General features: G+C 47.6%; 12 protein-coding genes, 1 tRNA gene and 2 pseudogenes. 12 read left to right on the top strand and 3 right to left on the bottom strand.

The features are described from left to right. From tuf to ACTTHR_RS01040, 12 genes are all read left to right on the top strand, one after another. Positions 1-909: elongation factor Tu (gene tuf, locus ACTTHR_RS00985; RefSeq protein ID WP_442604854.1), on the top strand; the 909-nt coding region annotated here is incomplete at its 5' end. A gap of 123 nt (positions 910-1032) precedes the next feature. Further along, positions 1033-1105, top strand: a tRNA-Trp gene (locus ACTTHR_RS00990). A 15-nt stretch (positions 1106-1120) separates the two neighbouring features. Beyond that, positions 1121-1324, top strand: a complete 204-nt coding sequence (gene secE / locus ACTTHR_RS00995) for a preprotein translocase subunit SecE (RefSeq protein ID WP_004335266.1) — start codon at positions 1121-1123, stop codon at positions 1322-1324. A 56-nt stretch (positions 1325-1380) separates the two neighbouring features. Next, the gene (gene nusG, locus ACTTHR_RS01000; protein WP_442604855.1) at positions 1381-1935 is read left to right on the top strand and encodes a transcription termination/antitermination protein NusG; all 555 of its coding nucleotides are present in this window, start codon (positions 1381-1383) and stop codon (positions 1933-1935) included. A gap of 115 nt (positions 1936-2050) precedes the next feature. Further along, positions 2051-2494: a 50S ribosomal protein L11 gene (gene rplK / locus ACTTHR_RS01005; RefSeq protein WP_004335256.1), complete on the top strand. Its 444-nt coding sequence runs from the start codon at positions 2051-2053 to the stop codon at positions 2492-2494. Positions 2495-2510: 16 nt separating this feature from the next. Beyond that, a complete protein-coding gene (rplA, locus tag ACTTHR_RS01010; protein ID WP_304284828.1) occupies positions 2511-3206 on the top strand; it encodes a 50S ribosomal protein L1 in 696 nt (231 codons plus the stop codon). Positions 3207-3221: 15 nt separating this feature from the next. Next, positions 3222-3746 carry a 50S ribosomal protein L10 gene (gene rplJ, locus ACTTHR_RS01015; RefSeq protein ID WP_004335325.1) on the top strand — a complete coding sequence of 175 codons (525 nt, stop codon included), beginning with the start codon at positions 3222-3224 and terminating at the stop codon, positions 3744-3746. 41 nt (positions 3747-3787) lie between these two features. Next, entirely contained in the window at positions 3788-4165 is a 378-nt protein-coding gene (rplL, locus tag ACTTHR_RS01020; RefSeq protein ID WP_442604856.1) for a 50S ribosomal protein L7/L12, read from the top strand. A gap of 117 nt (positions 4166-4282) precedes the next feature. Further along, on the top strand, positions 4283-8104 hold the full coding sequence (rpoB, locus tag ACTTHR_RS01025; RefSeq protein ID WP_442604857.1) for a DNA-directed RNA polymerase subunit beta: 3822 nt from the start codon (positions 4283-4285) through the stop codon (positions 8102-8104). Between the two features lie 26 nt (positions 8105-8130). Next, complete coding sequence (gene rpoC / locus ACTTHR_RS01030) at positions 8131-12582, top strand: DNA-directed RNA polymerase subunit beta' (RefSeq protein WP_442604858.1); 4452 nt, start codon at positions 8131-8133, stop codon at positions 12580-12582. Positions 12583-13395: 813 nt separating this feature from the next. Continuing rightward, entirely contained in the window at positions 13396-13680 is a 285-nt protein-coding gene (locus ACTTHR_RS01035; protein ID WP_442604859.1) for a hypothetical protein, read from the top strand. A gap of 129 nt (positions 13681-13809) precedes the next feature. Continuing rightward, positions 13810-15714: an InlB B-repeat-containing protein gene (locus tag ACTTHR_RS01040; protein ID WP_442604860.1), complete on the top strand. Its 1905-nt coding sequence runs from the start codon at positions 13810-13812 to the stop codon at positions 15712-15714. Positions 15715-15980: 266 nt separating this feature from the next. Here ACTTHR_RS01040 and ACTTHR_RS01045 read toward each other — a convergent pair. The 3 genes and pseudogenes from ACTTHR_RS01045 to ACTTHR_RS01055 all read right to left on the bottom strand — a co-directional run. Continuing rightward, positions 15981-16265 (bottom strand): annotated as a pseudogene (locus ACTTHR_RS01045) (IS4 family transposase); the annotation flags it as partial. Further along, a pseudogene (locus ACTTHR_RS01050) lies at positions 16254-16532 on the bottom strand (NADP-dependent malic enzyme); the annotation flags it as partial. The pseudogenes ACTTHR_RS01045 and ACTTHR_RS01050, both read right to left, overlap by 12 nt. Before the next feature lie 277 nt (positions 16533-16809). Then, positions 16810-17385 (bottom strand): hypothetical protein, encoded by a 576-nt coding sequence (locus tag ACTTHR_RS01055; RefSeq protein WP_442604861.1) that lies wholly within the window; start codon positions 17383-17385, stop codon positions 16810-16812. Positions 17386-17389: the final 4 nt, after the last annotated feature.

Genomic DNA, 17389 nt, shown 5'->3' on the forward strand with positions numbered 1-17389 from the left:
GGTGCTGCTCAGATGGACGGTGCTATCATCGTAGTTGCTGCTACTGATGGTCCTATGCCCCAGACTCGTGAGCACGTGCTTCTCGCTCGTCAGGTAAACGTTCCTCGTATCGTTGTGTTCTTGAACAAGTGTGACCTCGTTGAAGACGAAGAAATGCTTGAACTCGTAGAAATGGACATGCGTGAGCTTCTCAGTTTCTATGACTACGATGGCGATAATACTCCTATCATCCGTGGCTCTGCTCTTGGTGCTCTCAACGGAGATCCTAAATGGGTTGCCAAGATTATGGAACTAATGGAAGCTGTAGATACTTGGATTCCTCTGCCTCCTCGTGATGTGGATAAGCCATTCCTTATGCCTGTAGAAGACGTGTTCTCTATCACAGGTCGTGGTACTGTAGCTACGGGTCGTATCGAAACCGGTGTTATTCACGTGAATGACGAAGTTCAGATGATCGGTCTCGGTGCTGAAGGTAAGAAGACTGTTGTTACAGGTGTGGAAATGTTCCGCAAGCTCCTTGATCAAGGTGAAGCTGGTGACAACGTAGGTCTCCTCCTCCGTGGTGTGGATAAGGATGAAATCAAGCGTGGTATGGTGCTCGCTCACCCCGGACAGGTTAAGCCTCACGATCACTTCAAGGCTGAGGTTTATATCTTGAAGAAAGAAGAAGGTGGTCGCCACACTCCTTTCATGCGCCACTATCGTCCTCAGTTCTACATCCGTACCCTTGACGTTACGGGTGAAATCAACCTTCCCGAAGGCGTTGATATGGTAATGCCTGGTGACAACGTAACGATCGACGTTAAGCTTATCGCTCCTGTAGCATGTAGCGTAGGTCTCCGCTTCGCTATCCGTGAAGGTGGTCGTACGGTAGGTGCAGGTCAGATTACAGAACTTATCGAAGACTAATTCTTCCTCCTCTTTTGGCTCTCTTTAGAAGAGTGTAGAGGTGTACATAATAAGAAGGGCACTTATCCTTTTGAGTGATCTCTTAAGACTCTCGATGGAGGAGGGTGCTCTTCTTTTAAGGATACGGGTTTAGCTCAGTTGGTAGAGCACTGGTCTCCAAAACCAGGTGTCGGGAGTTCGAGCCTCTCAACCCGTGCTAATATCGTAGTATATGAAGTTTTTTAGCAAGATCGGAAAGGCCTTCAAAGATTCTTACAATGAATTGGCGCACAAGGTGTCTTGGCCTACCAGAAGTGAACTGACAAACAGTGCGGTGGTGGTTATGATTGCCTCCGTGATTATTGCTGTCTGTATCTTTGCTGTTGATACGGTATTCAACTTCGGGATGGAACAGATCTACAAGTTGATTATCTAATCAGAGTAGACTAAAGCGATAAGCAGAGCATTCGTGCTGTGTAAGTTTATTGTTGTATGATTGAAGAAAGTAACGAGAAGCGCTTTTATGTGCTTCGTGCTATATCTGGGAAAGAGAAGAAGGTAAAAGAGACGATCGAGCGTGAGATGTCTCTTCCTGACCCCTCTACCATTTCTCAGAGAGTGTTTCGGGTTGTAGTGCCAACCGAGAAGGTGATGACGCAGCGTAAGACCAAAAAGGTTATTATAGAGCGTCCTTATCTTTCGGGTTATGTGCTTATTGAGTGCATGATGAGTCAGTTGCTTATCAATGCCCTTCGCGACTTGCCCGACGTTATTGGCTTCCTTGGTAATGACAATCCTAGCCCTCTCAGCTTGGCCGAAGTGGAGAAACTCCTCCACGAGGTAGATACGACGAACGAAGGTCCCGATGTTGTGGATATGCAGTTCGTGCTCGGAGAGAGCGTGAAGATCATAGATGGAGCCTTCGTGGGCTTCTCTGCTACGATAGAAGAGATATTATCAGAAAAGAAAAAGCTCAAGGTGATGGTGAAGATTTTCGGTAGAAAGACTCCACTAGAGCTTGGCTACGCACAAGTTGAAAAGGAGTAACCTGTTACGAGTATTTGCTCTCTAGAGTCTATTGCCCTTGAGCTTCCAACAAGGAGATAGAATCTACTAGCAACGTGTGCAAAACTGTTTTATTCATAGATAAGACATTAAGACAATGGCAAAAGAAATTGCAGGACAAATCAAATTGCAAATTAAAGGTGGGGCTGCAAATCCTTCACCTCCTGTTGGCCCAGCACTTGGTGCCAAGGGGATTAACATCATGGAGTTTTGTAAGCAATTCAATGCCAGAACGCAAGACAAGGCCGGTAAGGTACTCCCTGTAGTAATTACTTACTATGCCGACAAGTCTTTCGACTTTATCGTTAAGACTCCTCCTGTGGCTGTACAGCTCCTCGAAGTCTCCAAGGCTAAGACGGGTAGTGCAGAGCCTAACCGAAACAAGGTGGCTGAGATCACTTGGGAGCAGGTTAAGACGATAGCCCAAGACAAGATGACAGACCTAAACTGCTTCTCTATTGAGGCTGCCATGCGTATGGTTGCCGGTACAGCTCGCAGTATGGGTATTGCTATCAAAGGTGATTTTCCCGAACAACTATAAGATTCAATTGTAAGACATGAGTAAACTAAGCAAAAAGCAAAAGTTGGCTGCCGAGAAGATTGAACCCGGGAAGCTCTATACCCTTGATGAGGCATCATCATTGGTTAAGGAGATCACTTTCACGAAGTTCAATGCCTCTGTAGACATTGATATTCGTCTTGGTGTAGATCCTCGTAAGGCTAATCAAATGGTACGTGGGGTGGTAACCCTCCCTCATGGTACCGGTAAAGAAGTACGCGTTCTAGCGTTGTGTACACCCGACAAGGAAGCCGAAGCACAAGCTGCTGGTGCCGACTATGTTGGACTCGATGAATATATTGATAAGATCAAGGGTGGCTGGACAGACATCGACGTGATCATCACAATGCCCTCTGTAATGGGTAAGATTGGTGCTCTCGGTCGTGTGCTTGGTCCCCGCGGTTTGATGCCAAACCCTAAGAGTGGTACAGTAACGAACGAGATTGGTAATGCTGTACGCGAAGTGAAGGCAGGGAAGATCGATTTTAAGGTAGACAAGAGTGGTATCATTCATACCTCTGTAGGTAAGGTGTCTTTCACCCCCGAACAGATTAAGGATAATGCACGCGAGTTTATCAATACGATCATTCGTCTCAAGCCATCCTCCGCTAAGGGTACCTATCTCAAGAGCATTCATATCTCTAGCACGATGAGTGCTGGTATCAAGATCGATCCTAAATCAGTAGACCTTTAATAAGAGATTCTAAAGATGAGAAAGGAAGTAAAAGGTACCGTAGTTGAGAAGCTCTCAGACTATTTGGCTCAATATCCCCACTTTTATCTTGCAGACATCGAAGCTCTCGATGCAGTGAAAACTGCTGAGCTTCGCGCTGTATGTAATAAAGAAAACGTTAAGCTTGTCGTAGTTAAGAATACCCTTATGCGCAAGGCTCTCGCCGAAAGCGAGACTGACTTTGCAGAGCTATATGGTGCGCTCAAGGGCAATACTTGTGTAATGTTTACGCAGAATGCTAATGCACCTGCTCGCATTATCAAGGAGTTTGCTAAGGCTAACAAAGAACTCGGTAAGCCCGCTCTCAAGGCTGCTTATGCACAAGAAAGCATCTACCTTGGCCCAGAGAACCTCGAAGCTCTTGTTTCTATCAAGAGCAAAGAAGAGCTCGTGGCAGAAGTGGTTGCCCTCTTGCAGTCGCCTGCTAAGAACCTGATCTCAGCCCTCCAGGGCGCTGGTCAGACGATCCATGGTGTTCTTAAGACCTTGGAAGAAAGATAAGTAATAACAAAGAAATCAACGAATAATCCATTCATACTACAATGGCAGATATTAAAGCAATTGCTGAAACCCTCGTTAACCTTACTGTAAAAGAAGTAAGTGAATTGGCTAACGTTCTTAAGGAAGAATACGGTATCGAACCCGCTGCCGCTGCTGTAGCTGTAGCTGCTGCTCCCGGTGCTACTGGTGCTGCTGAAGCTGAAGAAAAGACCTCGTTCGACGTGGTTCTTAAGAGCTTCGGTTCTGCTAAGCTCCAAGTTGTTAAGGCTGTAAAGGAACACTGCGGTCTTGGCCTCAAGGAAGCTAAAGATATCGTAGATGCTGCTCCTGCTACCCTCAAAGAAGGTGTAGACAAGGCTACTGCTGATGCAATGAAGGCTGCTCTCGAAGAAGCTGGTGCAGAAGTAGAATTGAAGTAATTCCCCTTACTGCCTGATTATCAGGTAATCAATGGTTGAGAACCCTGCTTGCAGGAGTTCTCGACCTTTTCTTGTCTTTTTCCACCTACTCGTAGAGAATCAATAATCTAGCAACAGATGGCTAATACTACTGATACTATCAGAGAGAATTTTTCCAAGATACAGAATACATTGCCCTATCCCGATTTCTTGGAAGTGCAGCTTAAGTCGTTTCAAGACTTCTTCCAGCTGCAGACTGCTACAGAATGCAGAAAACAAGAAGGGTTGTACAAGGTATTTGCCGAAAACTTTCCTATAAAAGACACACGCAATAGCTTTACTCTCGAGTTTATAGACTATTGTGTAGACCCTCCTAAGTATTCTATCGAGGAGTGTATTAGCCGAGGGCTCACTTACAGTGTTCCCCTTAAAGCAAAACTCAAGCTCTCTTGTAATGACCCTGAGCACGTAGACTTCGAAACACAAGTCAAGGACGTGTATCTCGGGCCTATCCCCTATATGACACCGAGTGGCACCTTTGTGATCAATGGTGCAGAGCGTGTAGTGGTATCTCAGCTTCATCGCTCTCCCGGTGTTTTCTTTAGCTCCAATATCCTCCCTTCGGGTGTGCGTACCTTCTCGGCTCGTATCATCCCCTTCCGCGGAACTTGGATCGAAATTGCAACCGACCCCAACAACGTTCTCTATGCTTATATAGATCGTAAGAAGAAGGTGCCCGTAGCTACTCTTTTGCGTGCTATTGGCTATAGCTCCGACCGTGATATCTGGAGTGCCTTTGGGATTGGAGAGGTTGTAGAGACATCGAAACTTAAGAACTATATCGGACGACGTGTGGCAGAACGCATCGGAGTCCGCAATTTAGAAGAAGAGTCTCTGGACGCCGCTGCCGGAGAAGTGACAGCGCAGATGCGTTACGAACTTCGTGTGGAAAGAGACACGCTCCTTACCGAAGAGGTCGTGGAAGAAATCCAGAAGTTGCAAGAAGAGCGACTCACAATTCCCGACGTATTGCTCTTTAAGGAGTCTGATAATAGCAATGTTATCAATCTGCTTGTGCAGACTTTGAGTAAGGATAGTACGATCTCCGAAGTTGAAGCTTGGAGACAGTTCTACCTCATCCAGCGCAGTGTAATCGCTCCGGATGACCTTACGGCTAAGGAATCCTTCAATAATCTATTCTTCTCTGATAAGCGTTACGATCTTGGGGATGTAGGGCGTTACCGCATCAATTCCAAGCTCAATTTGGATGTTGATCCCGATGTTCGTGTGCTTACCAAAGAGGATATTGTTTCCATTGTTAACCACCTTTTGTTATTAGCAACAACGGGTGCTAACGTTGATGATATTGACCACCTTTCTAATCGTCGTGTTCGTACGGTGGGTGAGCAGCTTGCCGCCCAATTCGGAGTGGGACTAGCTCGTATGGCTCGTACCGTTCGTGAGCGTATGAATGTACGAGATAACGAAGTGTTCGGTCCTACAGACCTTGTTAATGCCAAGACTATTAGCTCGGTAGTGAGTTCCTTCTTTGGTACCAATCAGCTCTCTCAGTTCATGGATCAAACGAACCCGCTTGCCGAGATTACTCATAAGCGTCGTCTCTCAGCTCTTGGACCTGGCGGTCTTACTCGAGAGCGCGCAGGCTTCGCCGTTCGAGACGTTCACTATACTCACTATGGCCGTTTGTGTCCTATTGAGACTCCGGAAGGTCCGAACATCGGTCTTATCTCCTCTCTTTGTGTTTATGCCAAGGTTAATAGTCTTGGATTCATAGAGACGCCCTATCGTGCCGTTAAGGATGGAAAAGTTGATTTCTCGGACGAAGGGCTTAAGTACTACACGGCAGAGGAAGAAGAAGAAATGAACGTTGCTCAGGGTAATGCACCGCTTAATCTTGATGGAACCTTCGTTCGCGACAAAGTAAAGTCACGCTACGCTGCGGACTTCCCCATCGTTGCTCCTAATCAGGTGCACCTGATGGACGTTTCTCCTTCGCAGATCGCCTCTATTGCTGCTTCGTTGATTCCTTTCTTGGAGCACGACGACGCCAACCGTGCACTCATGGGATCTAACATGATGCGCCAGGCAGTGCCCCTCATCCAACCCGAGGCTCCTATCGTAGGTACCGGGGTGGAAGGCAAATTGGTTCGCGACTCTCGTACGCAAGTTATGGCAGAAGGAGCCGGCGAGGTTATCTACGTGGATGCAGATCAAATCAAGGTTCGTTACGACAAGACCGATGAGGAGCTTTTCGTAAGCTTTGAAGAACCTGTTGTTACCTATCCTCTCCCCAAATACCGCAAGACGAACCAAAGTACAACGATTGACCTCAAGCCTATCTGTCGTAAGGGCGATCGTGTGGAAAAGGGCGATATCCTCACCGAGGGCTATGCAACTCAGAATGGAGAATTGGCTCTTGGGCGTAATATCCTTGTTGCTTACATGCCTTGGAAGGGATACAACTACGAGGATGCTATCGTGCTTAACGAGCGAATCGTGCGCGAAGACTTCTTCACCTCGGTACACGTAGAAGAGCAACAACTCGAAGTGCGTGAGACCAAACGAGGTCTTGAAGAGCTTACGAGCGACATCCCCAACGTGAGCGAAGATGCCACAAAGGATTTGGCAGAAAACGGGATTGTGCGTATTGGTGCGCATATCGTTCCCGGGGACATTCTCGTGGGTAAGATAACCCCCAAGGGCGAATCGGATCCCACTCCGGAAGAGCGTCTTCTCCGTGCCATCTTTGGCGATAAGGCGAGCGATGTAAAGGATGCTTCCCTCAAAGCTTCTCCCTCATTGCGCGGGGTCGTTATTGATACCAAGCTCTTCTCCAAGAATTTGGATAAGAAGCGCAAGGACATCAAAGAGATCACAGAGCGTATCGAAGGCGAGTACAGCAAAAAGAAAGAACAGCTTCGTAAAGTCTTTATCGATAAGTTGCTCAAGCTTACCGACGGGCATACATCCAATCTTGTAGAGGACTTTGCTTCTCTTGAGATCATTGCTGCCGGTAAGAAGTTTAACCGCACCATGCTCGAAAGTATTGACGAGTATAGCAACATTAAGAGCAGCAACTGGACGGAAGACGCCCATACAAACGAACTTATCACCATCCTTATCGCCAATTACATCCGTAAGGATAAGGAGTTGGAAGCAGAGTTCCGTCGTCGTATTCAAGACGAAACAATCGGAGACGAACTTGCTAGCGGCATCGTACAGACTGCAAAGGTTTATATCGCCAAGAAGCGTAAGATCCAAGTGGGAGACAAGATGGCAGGGCGCCATGGTAATAAGGGTATTGTATCTAAGATTGTACGTCAAGAAGACATGCCTTTCCTCGAAGATGGTACTCCGGTGGATATCTGTCTTAACCCTCTAGGGGTGCCCTCTCGTATGAACCTTGGTCAGCTCTTCGAAGCTGTGTTGGCTCGTGCCGGACGCAAGTTGGGCAAGCGCTTTGCTTCTCCTGTATTTGATGGGGCTTCACCCGAAGACATTGAAGAGTACATTAAGGAGGCTGGGATTGATCCCGGTGCTAAGACGCAGCTCTACGATGGTGGTACGGGAGAGCCCTTCAAGCAACGTGCTACGGTAGGGGTAACTTACTTCTTGAAGTTAGGCCACATGGTCGACGACAAGATGCACGCTCGCTCTATTGGTCCCTACTCTTTGGTTACACAACAACCTCTTGGGGGTAAGGCCCAATTCGGGGGACAGCGTTTCGGAGAAATGGAAGTTTGGGCCCTCGAAGCCTTTGGTGCGGCCCACATCCTACAAGAAATTCTCACGATTAAGAGTGATGATACAATCGGTCGCTCACGTGCCTATGAGGCAATCGTAAAGGGAACTCCTATGCCTACTCCCGGTATCCCCGAGTCTCTCAATGTGTTGATGAACGAGCTAAAAGGCCTCGGTTTGAGCCTTTCTCTGGATTAATCTAAACGCTCAACGTTTCTATATATATGGCTTTTAGAAAGGATAATAAGTTAAAGACAAACTTCTCCAAGATCAGAGTGTCATTGGCATCTCCTGAGCAGATTCTGGAGAACTCTTATGGGGAAGTCACAAAGCACGAAACGGTAAGTTACCGCACGCTCAAGCCCGAGCGTGATGGGCTTTACTGTGAGCGTATCTTTGGTCCGGTAAAAGATTACGAATGCCATTGTGGTAAGTACAAAGGCAATAAGTATCGTGGAATTACGTGCGACCGATGCGGTGTTGAGGTGACCCAAAAGATGGTTCGCCGCGAGCGTATGGGGCACATTGCTCTCAAGGTGCCCGTGGTACATGTTTGGTACTCTCGCTCCATCCCCAATAAAATTGCATATCTACTAGGGTTCTCTTCCAAGGAGCTTGAGTCTATCATTTACTACGATCGTTACGTGGTAATACAGCCCGGTGTCTTTGCAGTTCCCGAAGGAGAGGCTCCCGAGTCCCACCCCGTTAATTCGCAAGAATGCCCCAAGTATCTAGAAGCAAAGCAGCTTCTAAAGAATGAGCATTACGAGCAGTTCTGCGATCGTATCTACGAGGACTTCCCTGGCAATGACAGCTTGGAGAACTCGGATCCGAATAAGTTTATCGCAAAGTCGGGTGCCGAGGCTATCTACGATTTGCTAGCCAATATCGACCTTGATGCTCTCGCAGACGACTTGCGCAACATAGCACAAACAGCTACTTCTCAGCAGAAGAAAGCCGAGGCTCTCAAGCGTCTTCCCGTGGTGGAAGCCTTCCGCGCTTCGGCAGGAATCAATCGTCCGGAGTGGATGGTGCTTAAGGTAATCCCTGTAATTCCTCCCGATCTTCGTCCTCTTATGCCTTTGGATGGAGGGCGTTTTGCCACCTCGGATCTCAACGACCTTTACATCCGTGTCATCACGCGAAACAACCGTTTGGGACGTATGATTGAGGCAAATGCGCCCGAAGTGATCATGCGTAACGAAAAGCGTATGTTGCAGGAGGCTGTGGATGCTTTGTTCGATAATTCGCGCAAAACCAGCGCTCTCAAGAGTGATCAGGGACGTGCTCTCAAGTCTCTCTCAGATAGCCTTAAGGGTAAGCAAGGGCGTTTCCGTCAAAACCTTCTCGGTAAGCGTGTAGACTATTCTGCGCGTTCGGTTATTGTCGTAGGCCCTGAGTTGAAGATGAACGAATGCGGTCTGCCCAAGGATATGGCAGCTGAGCTTTACAAGCCGTTTGTGATGCGCAAGCTTATCGAGCGCGGGATTGTAAAGACAGAGAAAAGTGCGAAAAAGATTGTCGATCGTCGTGATCCTGTTATTTGGGAGATTGTCGAAAACGTAATCAAAGGGCATCCTGTACTTCTCAACCGTGCCCCGACGCTTCACCGTCTTGGTATCCAAGCTTTCCAACCCAAGTTGATCGAGGGTAAGGCTATTCAGCTACCTCCTCTCTCGTGTGCCGCCTTTAATGCCGACTTTGACGGCGACCAAATGGCTGTTCACCTCCCCTTGGGTAATGAAGCTATTGCCGAAGCTCAACTTCTAATGTTGGCTTCTCACAATATCCTCAATCCTGCTAGTGGTGAGCCTATTACCGTGCCTTCGCAAGATATGGTGCTCGGGCTTTACTACATTTCTAAGTTCCGCAGCTTGACTCCTCAAGAGCAAGAGCTTGAGCAGCAGGTTATTGACAAGAAACGTATCCCCTCCATTTTCTATAGTGCACAAGAGGCCTATATCGCTTACGACAATGGGCGTATAGATATCCATAAGCCCATTAAGGTAATGGTGCCCAATGCAAGAATTGTGGATGGAGAGCCTCAACGTGATGTTGTAGAGACCTCGGTTGGGCGACTTATGTTCAACGACCTTGTCCCCAATGAGGTTGGTTATATCAACGAACTCCTCGGGAAGAAGTCTCTCAAGAGGATCATTAAAGATGTGCTCAAGGTCTGCGGAGTTGCTCGCACAGCTCAGTTCCTTGACGACATAAAGAACCTCGGTTATCGTATGGCGTTCCTTGGCGGTCTTTCCTTTAACCTCCAGGATGTGCTTATCCCTGCCGAGAAGAAGAGAATTATCACAGAGGCTACGGCTGAGGCAGATAGTATTATCGAACAGAACCGTATGGGGGAAATCGATAATCAGACGCGCTACAACAAAGTTGTGGCTATCTGGAATGAAGCTACCGATCTCCTCTCCAATTTGGTGATGGAGGGCTTCAAAAAAGACAACGACGGCTTCAATAGTATCTATATGATGCTCGACTCCGGAGCCCGTGGTTCTAAGGAGCAGATCCGTCAGTTGGCTGGGCTTCGTGGTCTTATGGCTAAGCCTCAGAAGAGTGGTAGTGAAGGTGGGGCTGTTATTGAGAACCCTATTACTTCGAACTTCCTCGAAGGACTTTCTGTACAAGAGTACTTTATCTCTACCCACGGTGCTCGTAAGGGTCTTGCGGATACGGCTCTTAAGACTGCCGATGCCGGTTACCTTACTCGTCGTTTGGTGGATGTTTCTCATGATGTGATCATTAACGAAGAAGATTGTGGTACCCTCCGTGGTATCGAAGTCTCTGCCGTGGTAGACGAAAGCGACAACGAAGTGGCTTCTCTCGAGTCTCGCATCATTGGGCGTACCTCTGTACAAGATATCTATAATACGAACGATTATACAGACCCCAACCGCAAGCTTATTGTGGCTGCCGGCGAAGAGATCCGCGAACAAGAGGCTGAGCAAATTAAGGCTGCCAACATCAAGAGTGTAGAGATTCGCTCGGTATTGACGTGCGACTCGCGCTATGGCGTTTGTGCCAAGTGCTACGGCCGCAACCTCGCTACGCACCGTCCCGTTCAGATTGGGGAAGTAGTGGGGGTAATTGCAGCTCAGTCCATCGGTGAACCCGGTACACAGCTGACTCTCCGTACATTCCATGCGGGTGGGGTTGCCGGTAGCGAAAATACAAACCGTTCGATTGTGGTTAAGGAAGAAGAGGCTATCGTAGAATTGAGCCCGGACCTCCGTGCTATTGTAATCCCCGGTCAAGACTATCGTGTGATTGCCAGCCGAGAGTCAGAAATCTTCCTCTATCATCCCGAGTCGCACAACCTTTTGAAGACCTACGACCTCCAGTATGGTTCGAAGCTTCATTGCAAGACTGGCGATAAGGTAGTAAAGGGGCAAACCCTTGCTGAGTGGGATCCTTTCAACTCCGTAGTAGTGGCAGAAACTGCCGGTACCCTTGAGTATGTAAACCTCGAAGAGGGTGTTAACTACAAGGATACGGTCGATGCTACTTCGGGTTACCACGACGTGATGGTTATTGAGTCCAAGGAAAAGAGCAAACTCCCCGAGTTAAAGATCATCGATCCTGCCACAGGTACAGAGAAACTTTACTCTCTCCCTGCCGGCTGTCGTCTTACCTTCAATCCTAAGACTAAGGGTAAGATGCAGGTGAATCCGGGTGATGAGCTCTACAAGATACCTCGTGTGCTGGCAAGTGCCGGCGACATCACGGGAGGTCTTCCCCGAGTAACGGAGCTATTTGAGGCTCGTAATCCGTCTAATCCTGCTATCCTCTCCGAAATTGATGGTGTGGTAGAGATTGGTAAGATCAAGCGTAACAACCGCGAAGTCTCAGTTACAAGCCGTTTGGGAGAAGTCCGTAAATATCTTATCCCTACAGCAAAGCATATCTTGGTACAGAATGGCGATGTAGTGCGTGCCGGTACTCCTCTCTCCGATGGGGCGGTAACACCGAGTGACATTCTCGCGATCAAGGGTCCGACGGCTCTCCAAGAGTATATTGTAAATGAGATCCAAGGCGTATATCGTAAGCAGAACGTAGGTATTAACGATAAGCACTTCGAAGTAATTGTGCGCCAGATGATGCGTAAGGTCGAAATCATGGAGCCGGGAGACTCTCTCTTCCTTGAGAAGCAGATGGTCGACAAGCAGGACGTCCAAGAAGAGAACGACCGCCTCTGGGGTATGAATGTGGTAGAAGATGCCGGCGATTCAGAAAAATATCGTGCAGGAGCTCTTATTCCTGCCTCTGCCGTTCGAGACGAAAATAGTTCGCTCCAACGCCGCGATTTGACGCCGATGCGCGTACGCGAAGCTGTGCCTGCGACCAGTCGCCAAGTACTCCAAGGTATCACGCGTGCTGCCTTGCAGACGAAGAGCTTTATGTCCGCTGCTTCGTTCCAGGAGACAACAAAGGTGCTCAACGAGGCTGCTATTAACGCTAAGGTAGACGATTTGCTCGGTCTCAAAGAAAACGTAATCTGTGGTCATCTTATCCCTGCAGGTACGGGCTTACGGGCGTTTAATGGCATGGTGGTAATGCGTCGTGAAGACTATGAACGCGCTAAGGCTGCCCGAGAAGAAACCGGGCATGACCCCGAGTTCGTAGAAGAGGTAGCTGCTGAGGCTGCTACTGAGACGGCTGAGTAATCCGCTTATCACTTCTTTTTGCTAGACCTTCTCTCGTAAGCGAGAGGGGCCTACGGGAGAAGAAGATATATTTCCCCAGTAAAAAGAGGGGCATGGTTATACACTCCATACGAAGGAGGGTAGGCCGTGCCCCTCTTCTGTTTCTGCTCTTTTAGCTATCACTTGAGGCGAGGAGGTGGAGACGTATTTCCTCTTTTTCCTCCTCTAAAAAGTCGGGGTTGTGGGTTCACCTATGGTCCTGATTTTTTCTTCCACTGCCTCTTGATGGGGTCTCCGCCTTTTCTTCCACGGCTCAATAGGGGATGCCATTCTCCACACGCTCTTAGTCCACATTCTTTTCGCTGAAAAGGGGAATCTAGAAAATGCTTGCCTATGTTCACTCTTTTTTTGGGCTAGAAAGTAGTCTTCTCTTTACCTGAAACTTTTTTATTTTTCAGGCAAAAATGGGTGCGCATTTTGGGTGGAAACAAAAAATTTTTCACCGAGCAAACTCTTTTTCATTCCGCGAGGGGGTGTTCTTCTCTCTTGGGGAGGAGCTTTCGCCGGAGTCTGAAATTTCTTTTAAACCTGTCACTGCTAAATTCTTATAGTACAGTGAATTGCGAGGTTGTTATGACCGATTTTGCAATATGGGTCAATATGAAGAATGCAAGATTTTGCAATGTTTTTGACCGATTTTGCAAGATTTTTCTCGCGAGATGTGGGTACTTTTGCCCGTAGAAAATAGAGCCCATGAGGGGCTCAGGATAGAAAGTTTAGTGTAGAAGAAAATAAGTCTTCCATTTTTCAAGAGAGAGAGTAAGGAGGCAATTTATGATAACGAAAAGCACAAATCGTTCCGGAGAGCGTCGGGAGCAAAACCTTAGAATCCATGAAGACCGCATGGATCTTCTCGGTACTATACACGAGATGATCGAAGCGGAGTTCGTCCGACGTGAAGAGGGGCAATGGGGGAGTAAGCTACAGCCGAGAGCGCCATCCGCTCCAAGGCATTCGGAGCTTGCTCCCAAGCCTCCTCTTTGCAGTGGTTGTCTTTTGCAACGATTTAGGGCGCTCTTTCAGAGGAAAGGGGATAGAGACAAAAGAGTCATAGAATAGGAAGTAGTAATAAAACGATAGTATAGCAGTAGAGAAAAGAAAATAAACCCGTCTTGTCCGCTCTTCTCTTTGAGTGAGAGCACGTGACAAAAGGAGAAAAAGAGGGCAAGACACAAAACGAAGAAAGATATGAAAAAAATGGTACACAAAGGGGGGCTATATATAGTCTCCATCGCTTTAGCGTTACTAGGGCTGGTAGGGACCTCCTACACGTCATTGGCGCAAAAGCTTACAGTGTTGGGCAAGAGTATTCCTGTGGATGAGGATGCTTCGGGGAATCAATCCGGACACGATCTCGACAATGAGAAAAATTGGAATGGCTCTTGGTCTTGGAATCATACAACCAAAACCCTTCGCCTCACAAATCTTAAAAGTAATATGGATGTACGGGGCATCTATGTGGAGGGGATTTTTAACCTTACGATAGAAGTAGTAGGGGAGTGTTTCCTCTTATCCTCTGAGGAGGATAAGCCTGTAATAGAAGGTCTAGAATCTAACATGACCATTACGGGAGTAGGGCAAGGTGCTGAACTAATAGTTCGTACCAGTAAAGATGGTAGTGTCGGCATTCTGATAGATAAAAATCGAGATCTCTACATAAACAATTGCTTGGTAGATGTTAGATCCGATGAGTATTATGGAGTTGCAGGCAATTATGATGAAAACAACACAGGTATAATCATCTCTAATGGAGGAGCCCTGGAGGCTTGGGGCAAGAGTGGCTCTATTGCCGATATCGGACAGTACTTCTCTGTAGAAGAGGGAGCAGATCATAAGGAAATTGATGTCAATAAAACTACAACGCATGCTCTCACAGCTGCTTTCCCTGATCGGGACGTGAAGTATGAGAATGGAGATATTGTGTATGCTTCCGGAGCTGATGCCGGTACTCTTGTAAAGGAACATTGGGTTTTGGTCACTCCTTACTACCCCATCACGATTGGAGGTAACAGGTTACGCAAGTATAAGAATGTTTTGAAATCTGAGAATTCCTCCTTTGTTAGTTCCGGGGAAGTTGAATATAATGCCAAGCAGCACACCCTAACCCTCAAGGATGCTACCATTGCTTTCGCTGGGGAAAATATTGGGATTTTGTCTAATCACCCCTCTACCTACCTCAGAGTAGTGTGTATAGGAGCAAATAAGATTACTACCGAAGCTGCGGATTGTTTCCTAACGAGAGACGCAGAAAGCCCTGTTTTTGTAGGGGAAAGAGATAATCCCTCTCTTGCGTTATATCCCGGTACAGGAGCTGAGTATTCCGGTATTTGGGATCAATCCGAAAAAGAAGATGATCAGCTAATTATTAGTGATATTAATCTCAAGATACAAAGTGATGGTCCCTGTATCTATACGGGCATGCAGAATAAAGAGATATCATTGGATTTTCTTAATGCTACGCTTACTAATATTAAGCCCGGCTATCTGTTGATTCAGGGCTTTAATACGTTGGGGCTTGAGAATGCCTATATCTACTCTCCCCTTGGTGCTGTTGTGGATGGGGGTACTATCAGCCTTGACGGAAAGTCTCTTGCGGATACTACGTGCGAGATCAAGAAGGGTGCTGCTCCTGCTTACCAAATCACGATTGATCCAAATATGAAGAATGGTAAGGTCACACTCTCACAGAATGGTTCTGTAGCGTATGGTACAATGGTTACGGTAACAGTAAAACCAGATGGTGGCTACAAATTGGCAAAGCTCACGGCTAACGGTGTGGATATCACGGCCACGAAGAAGTTCGTGGTGCAGGCAGCCACCACGGTAGCAGCTACCTTTACGAAGGATACTGCTATCGAAGAGGTTGCTGCTACGGAGGTACTCCTCTACCCGAATCCTGCAGCAGAAGCTACTACCCTCTCGGGTGTAGAGCCCGGGGCTATGGTACAGGTCCTCTCGCTTGATGGCGTAGAAGTACTTCGCACCGTGGCTAATGAGGCAGGCGTAGCTCGTCTCGACCTCGCCGGTGTGGCAGCCGGTAAGTACCTCGTGAAGAGTGGTAAGGCAACAATGGTTTTACTCGTTACGAAGTAAGAAGCTATTGACAATAGAAAGAGGACGAGGACTGTAATTCCCCGTTGGGAAGCTCCCTTCGTCGCTCTTTCCTCCCTAAGAGTAGTCGGGGTTGTGGGTTCGCCTGCAGCCCCGATTTCGTTTGTCCGTTTCATTCTCCCCATTGTTTCCCTTTATAGGAAATTATTGCTGTCCGGTAAAAGTCAGAAAGGGCATACCAAGGGGGACTCAACCGTAGAATTGAATCGGTTGAGCTTTCTATTTTGCTTTCCAAGCTCCCCCTGGTCAAATAAAGAGGCTATTGGAGGCGATTTGGAAGATTGATTGAGCAACATTTTCCAGTCTTTTTCGGGGTGATTGAAGAGGCTGTAGAAATCTACGTAATACATCAGTACAATCCGCACCATAGTCGCTAGGCCTGAGAAGCTCCATGAGCGCGTCAGACCTCTTTTCAGGATCATCAGTAAGAGGTTTGCTATCAAGGTGATCCAAATCTGCAACTTGATAGCATTAGCACTCTCTCCATAGGAGTACTTTAAGGGGAAGTTCTACTTGATCTGCTTGAAGAGGAGCCCCTTGCCCTCCATAGCACCGATATTGCCCAGTCCTAGGACAGCGGTACCGTTGGAGATGACGGCGACGAGATTGCCCTTGGCCGTGTAGTCGTAGGCGAGCTCTGGATTGGCCTCTATATCCTTGCATGGCACCGCCACTCCAGGCCTGTAGGCAAGCGTCAGGTCCTGCTGTGTATTGTGCGACTTAGTGGGTCGCACCTCTATCTTACCAGGCTGAGGGAGCGCATGATCAGCTCTCGCAGCCGCTTCTAGTTTCTTGTCCATTATGCTATCTTATATATGATACATAGTTCCTCGTAGCAAGGAGTACCCTCACCTAGCGCAGAACGTGTGCAAAGCTCCGACTTTTGCACCACACAAAAAAAGATCCCTCTAGATTTTTCTAGAGGGATCAAAAGAACGTACTGTGGATTTTTCGGCAACAGCCTCAAGCCACATTTTAGATAGTCAAGCAACTCATCTAGCGTACTCAGTCTAAGGTGGCGCTTTTATTCAATAGCCTTCAGTCGAGCTGTTGCCTTTATCGTCCTACTATGTAGTGTTAGGGCTTGCGGTGGTAAGTTACATAGGCTAACTGTTCCCCATCAAGCTCTACACGAGCTATACGGAGGACTTTACCCACTTTGGGACTCGTATATTGAAAGAATCCCTCAGCAGCTAGTCCAGTGTACTCATAGCCGTTTTGTGTCAAGAGGTTATCTACGACAGGGTTAACTTTAGTTCCGTCATCACTAACCACGAGGGAGCAAGGCGCATAGTAGCCGATAGCCTGATCCATAGCTCCCTTGGCACGATTGACGTAATACCCTCTGACAGGGTTAGCTTTAGAGTCTACATCGTACCATAGGAATAGGTCTTGACTAGTTGAGTACTCCTCACTCTTCTTCTGATTAAGTGTACCTCCGTGGGCGTACTCCCAAGCCTCAACGTCCTCTTTACTAGCGCTCCACTCATTGCAGGGGTATGGAATGAGAGAGACGAAGACTTCACTATCAGGATAAGAGTTGTGAGGCTGGATAGGATCCACAGGATCTGTCGGAGGGGTAGTACCCTGACAAGCGACTAGCAGAAAGCTCAAGCATAGAGCTCTGCAAAATAGATTGACGTACTGCTTCATGGCT

This window comes from Porphyromonas endodontalis (assembly GCF_052173515.1).
GTDB classification, from domain to species: Bacteria; Bacteroidota; Bacteroidia; order Bacteroidales; family Porphyromonadaceae; genus Porphyromonas; species Porphyromonas endodontalis_A.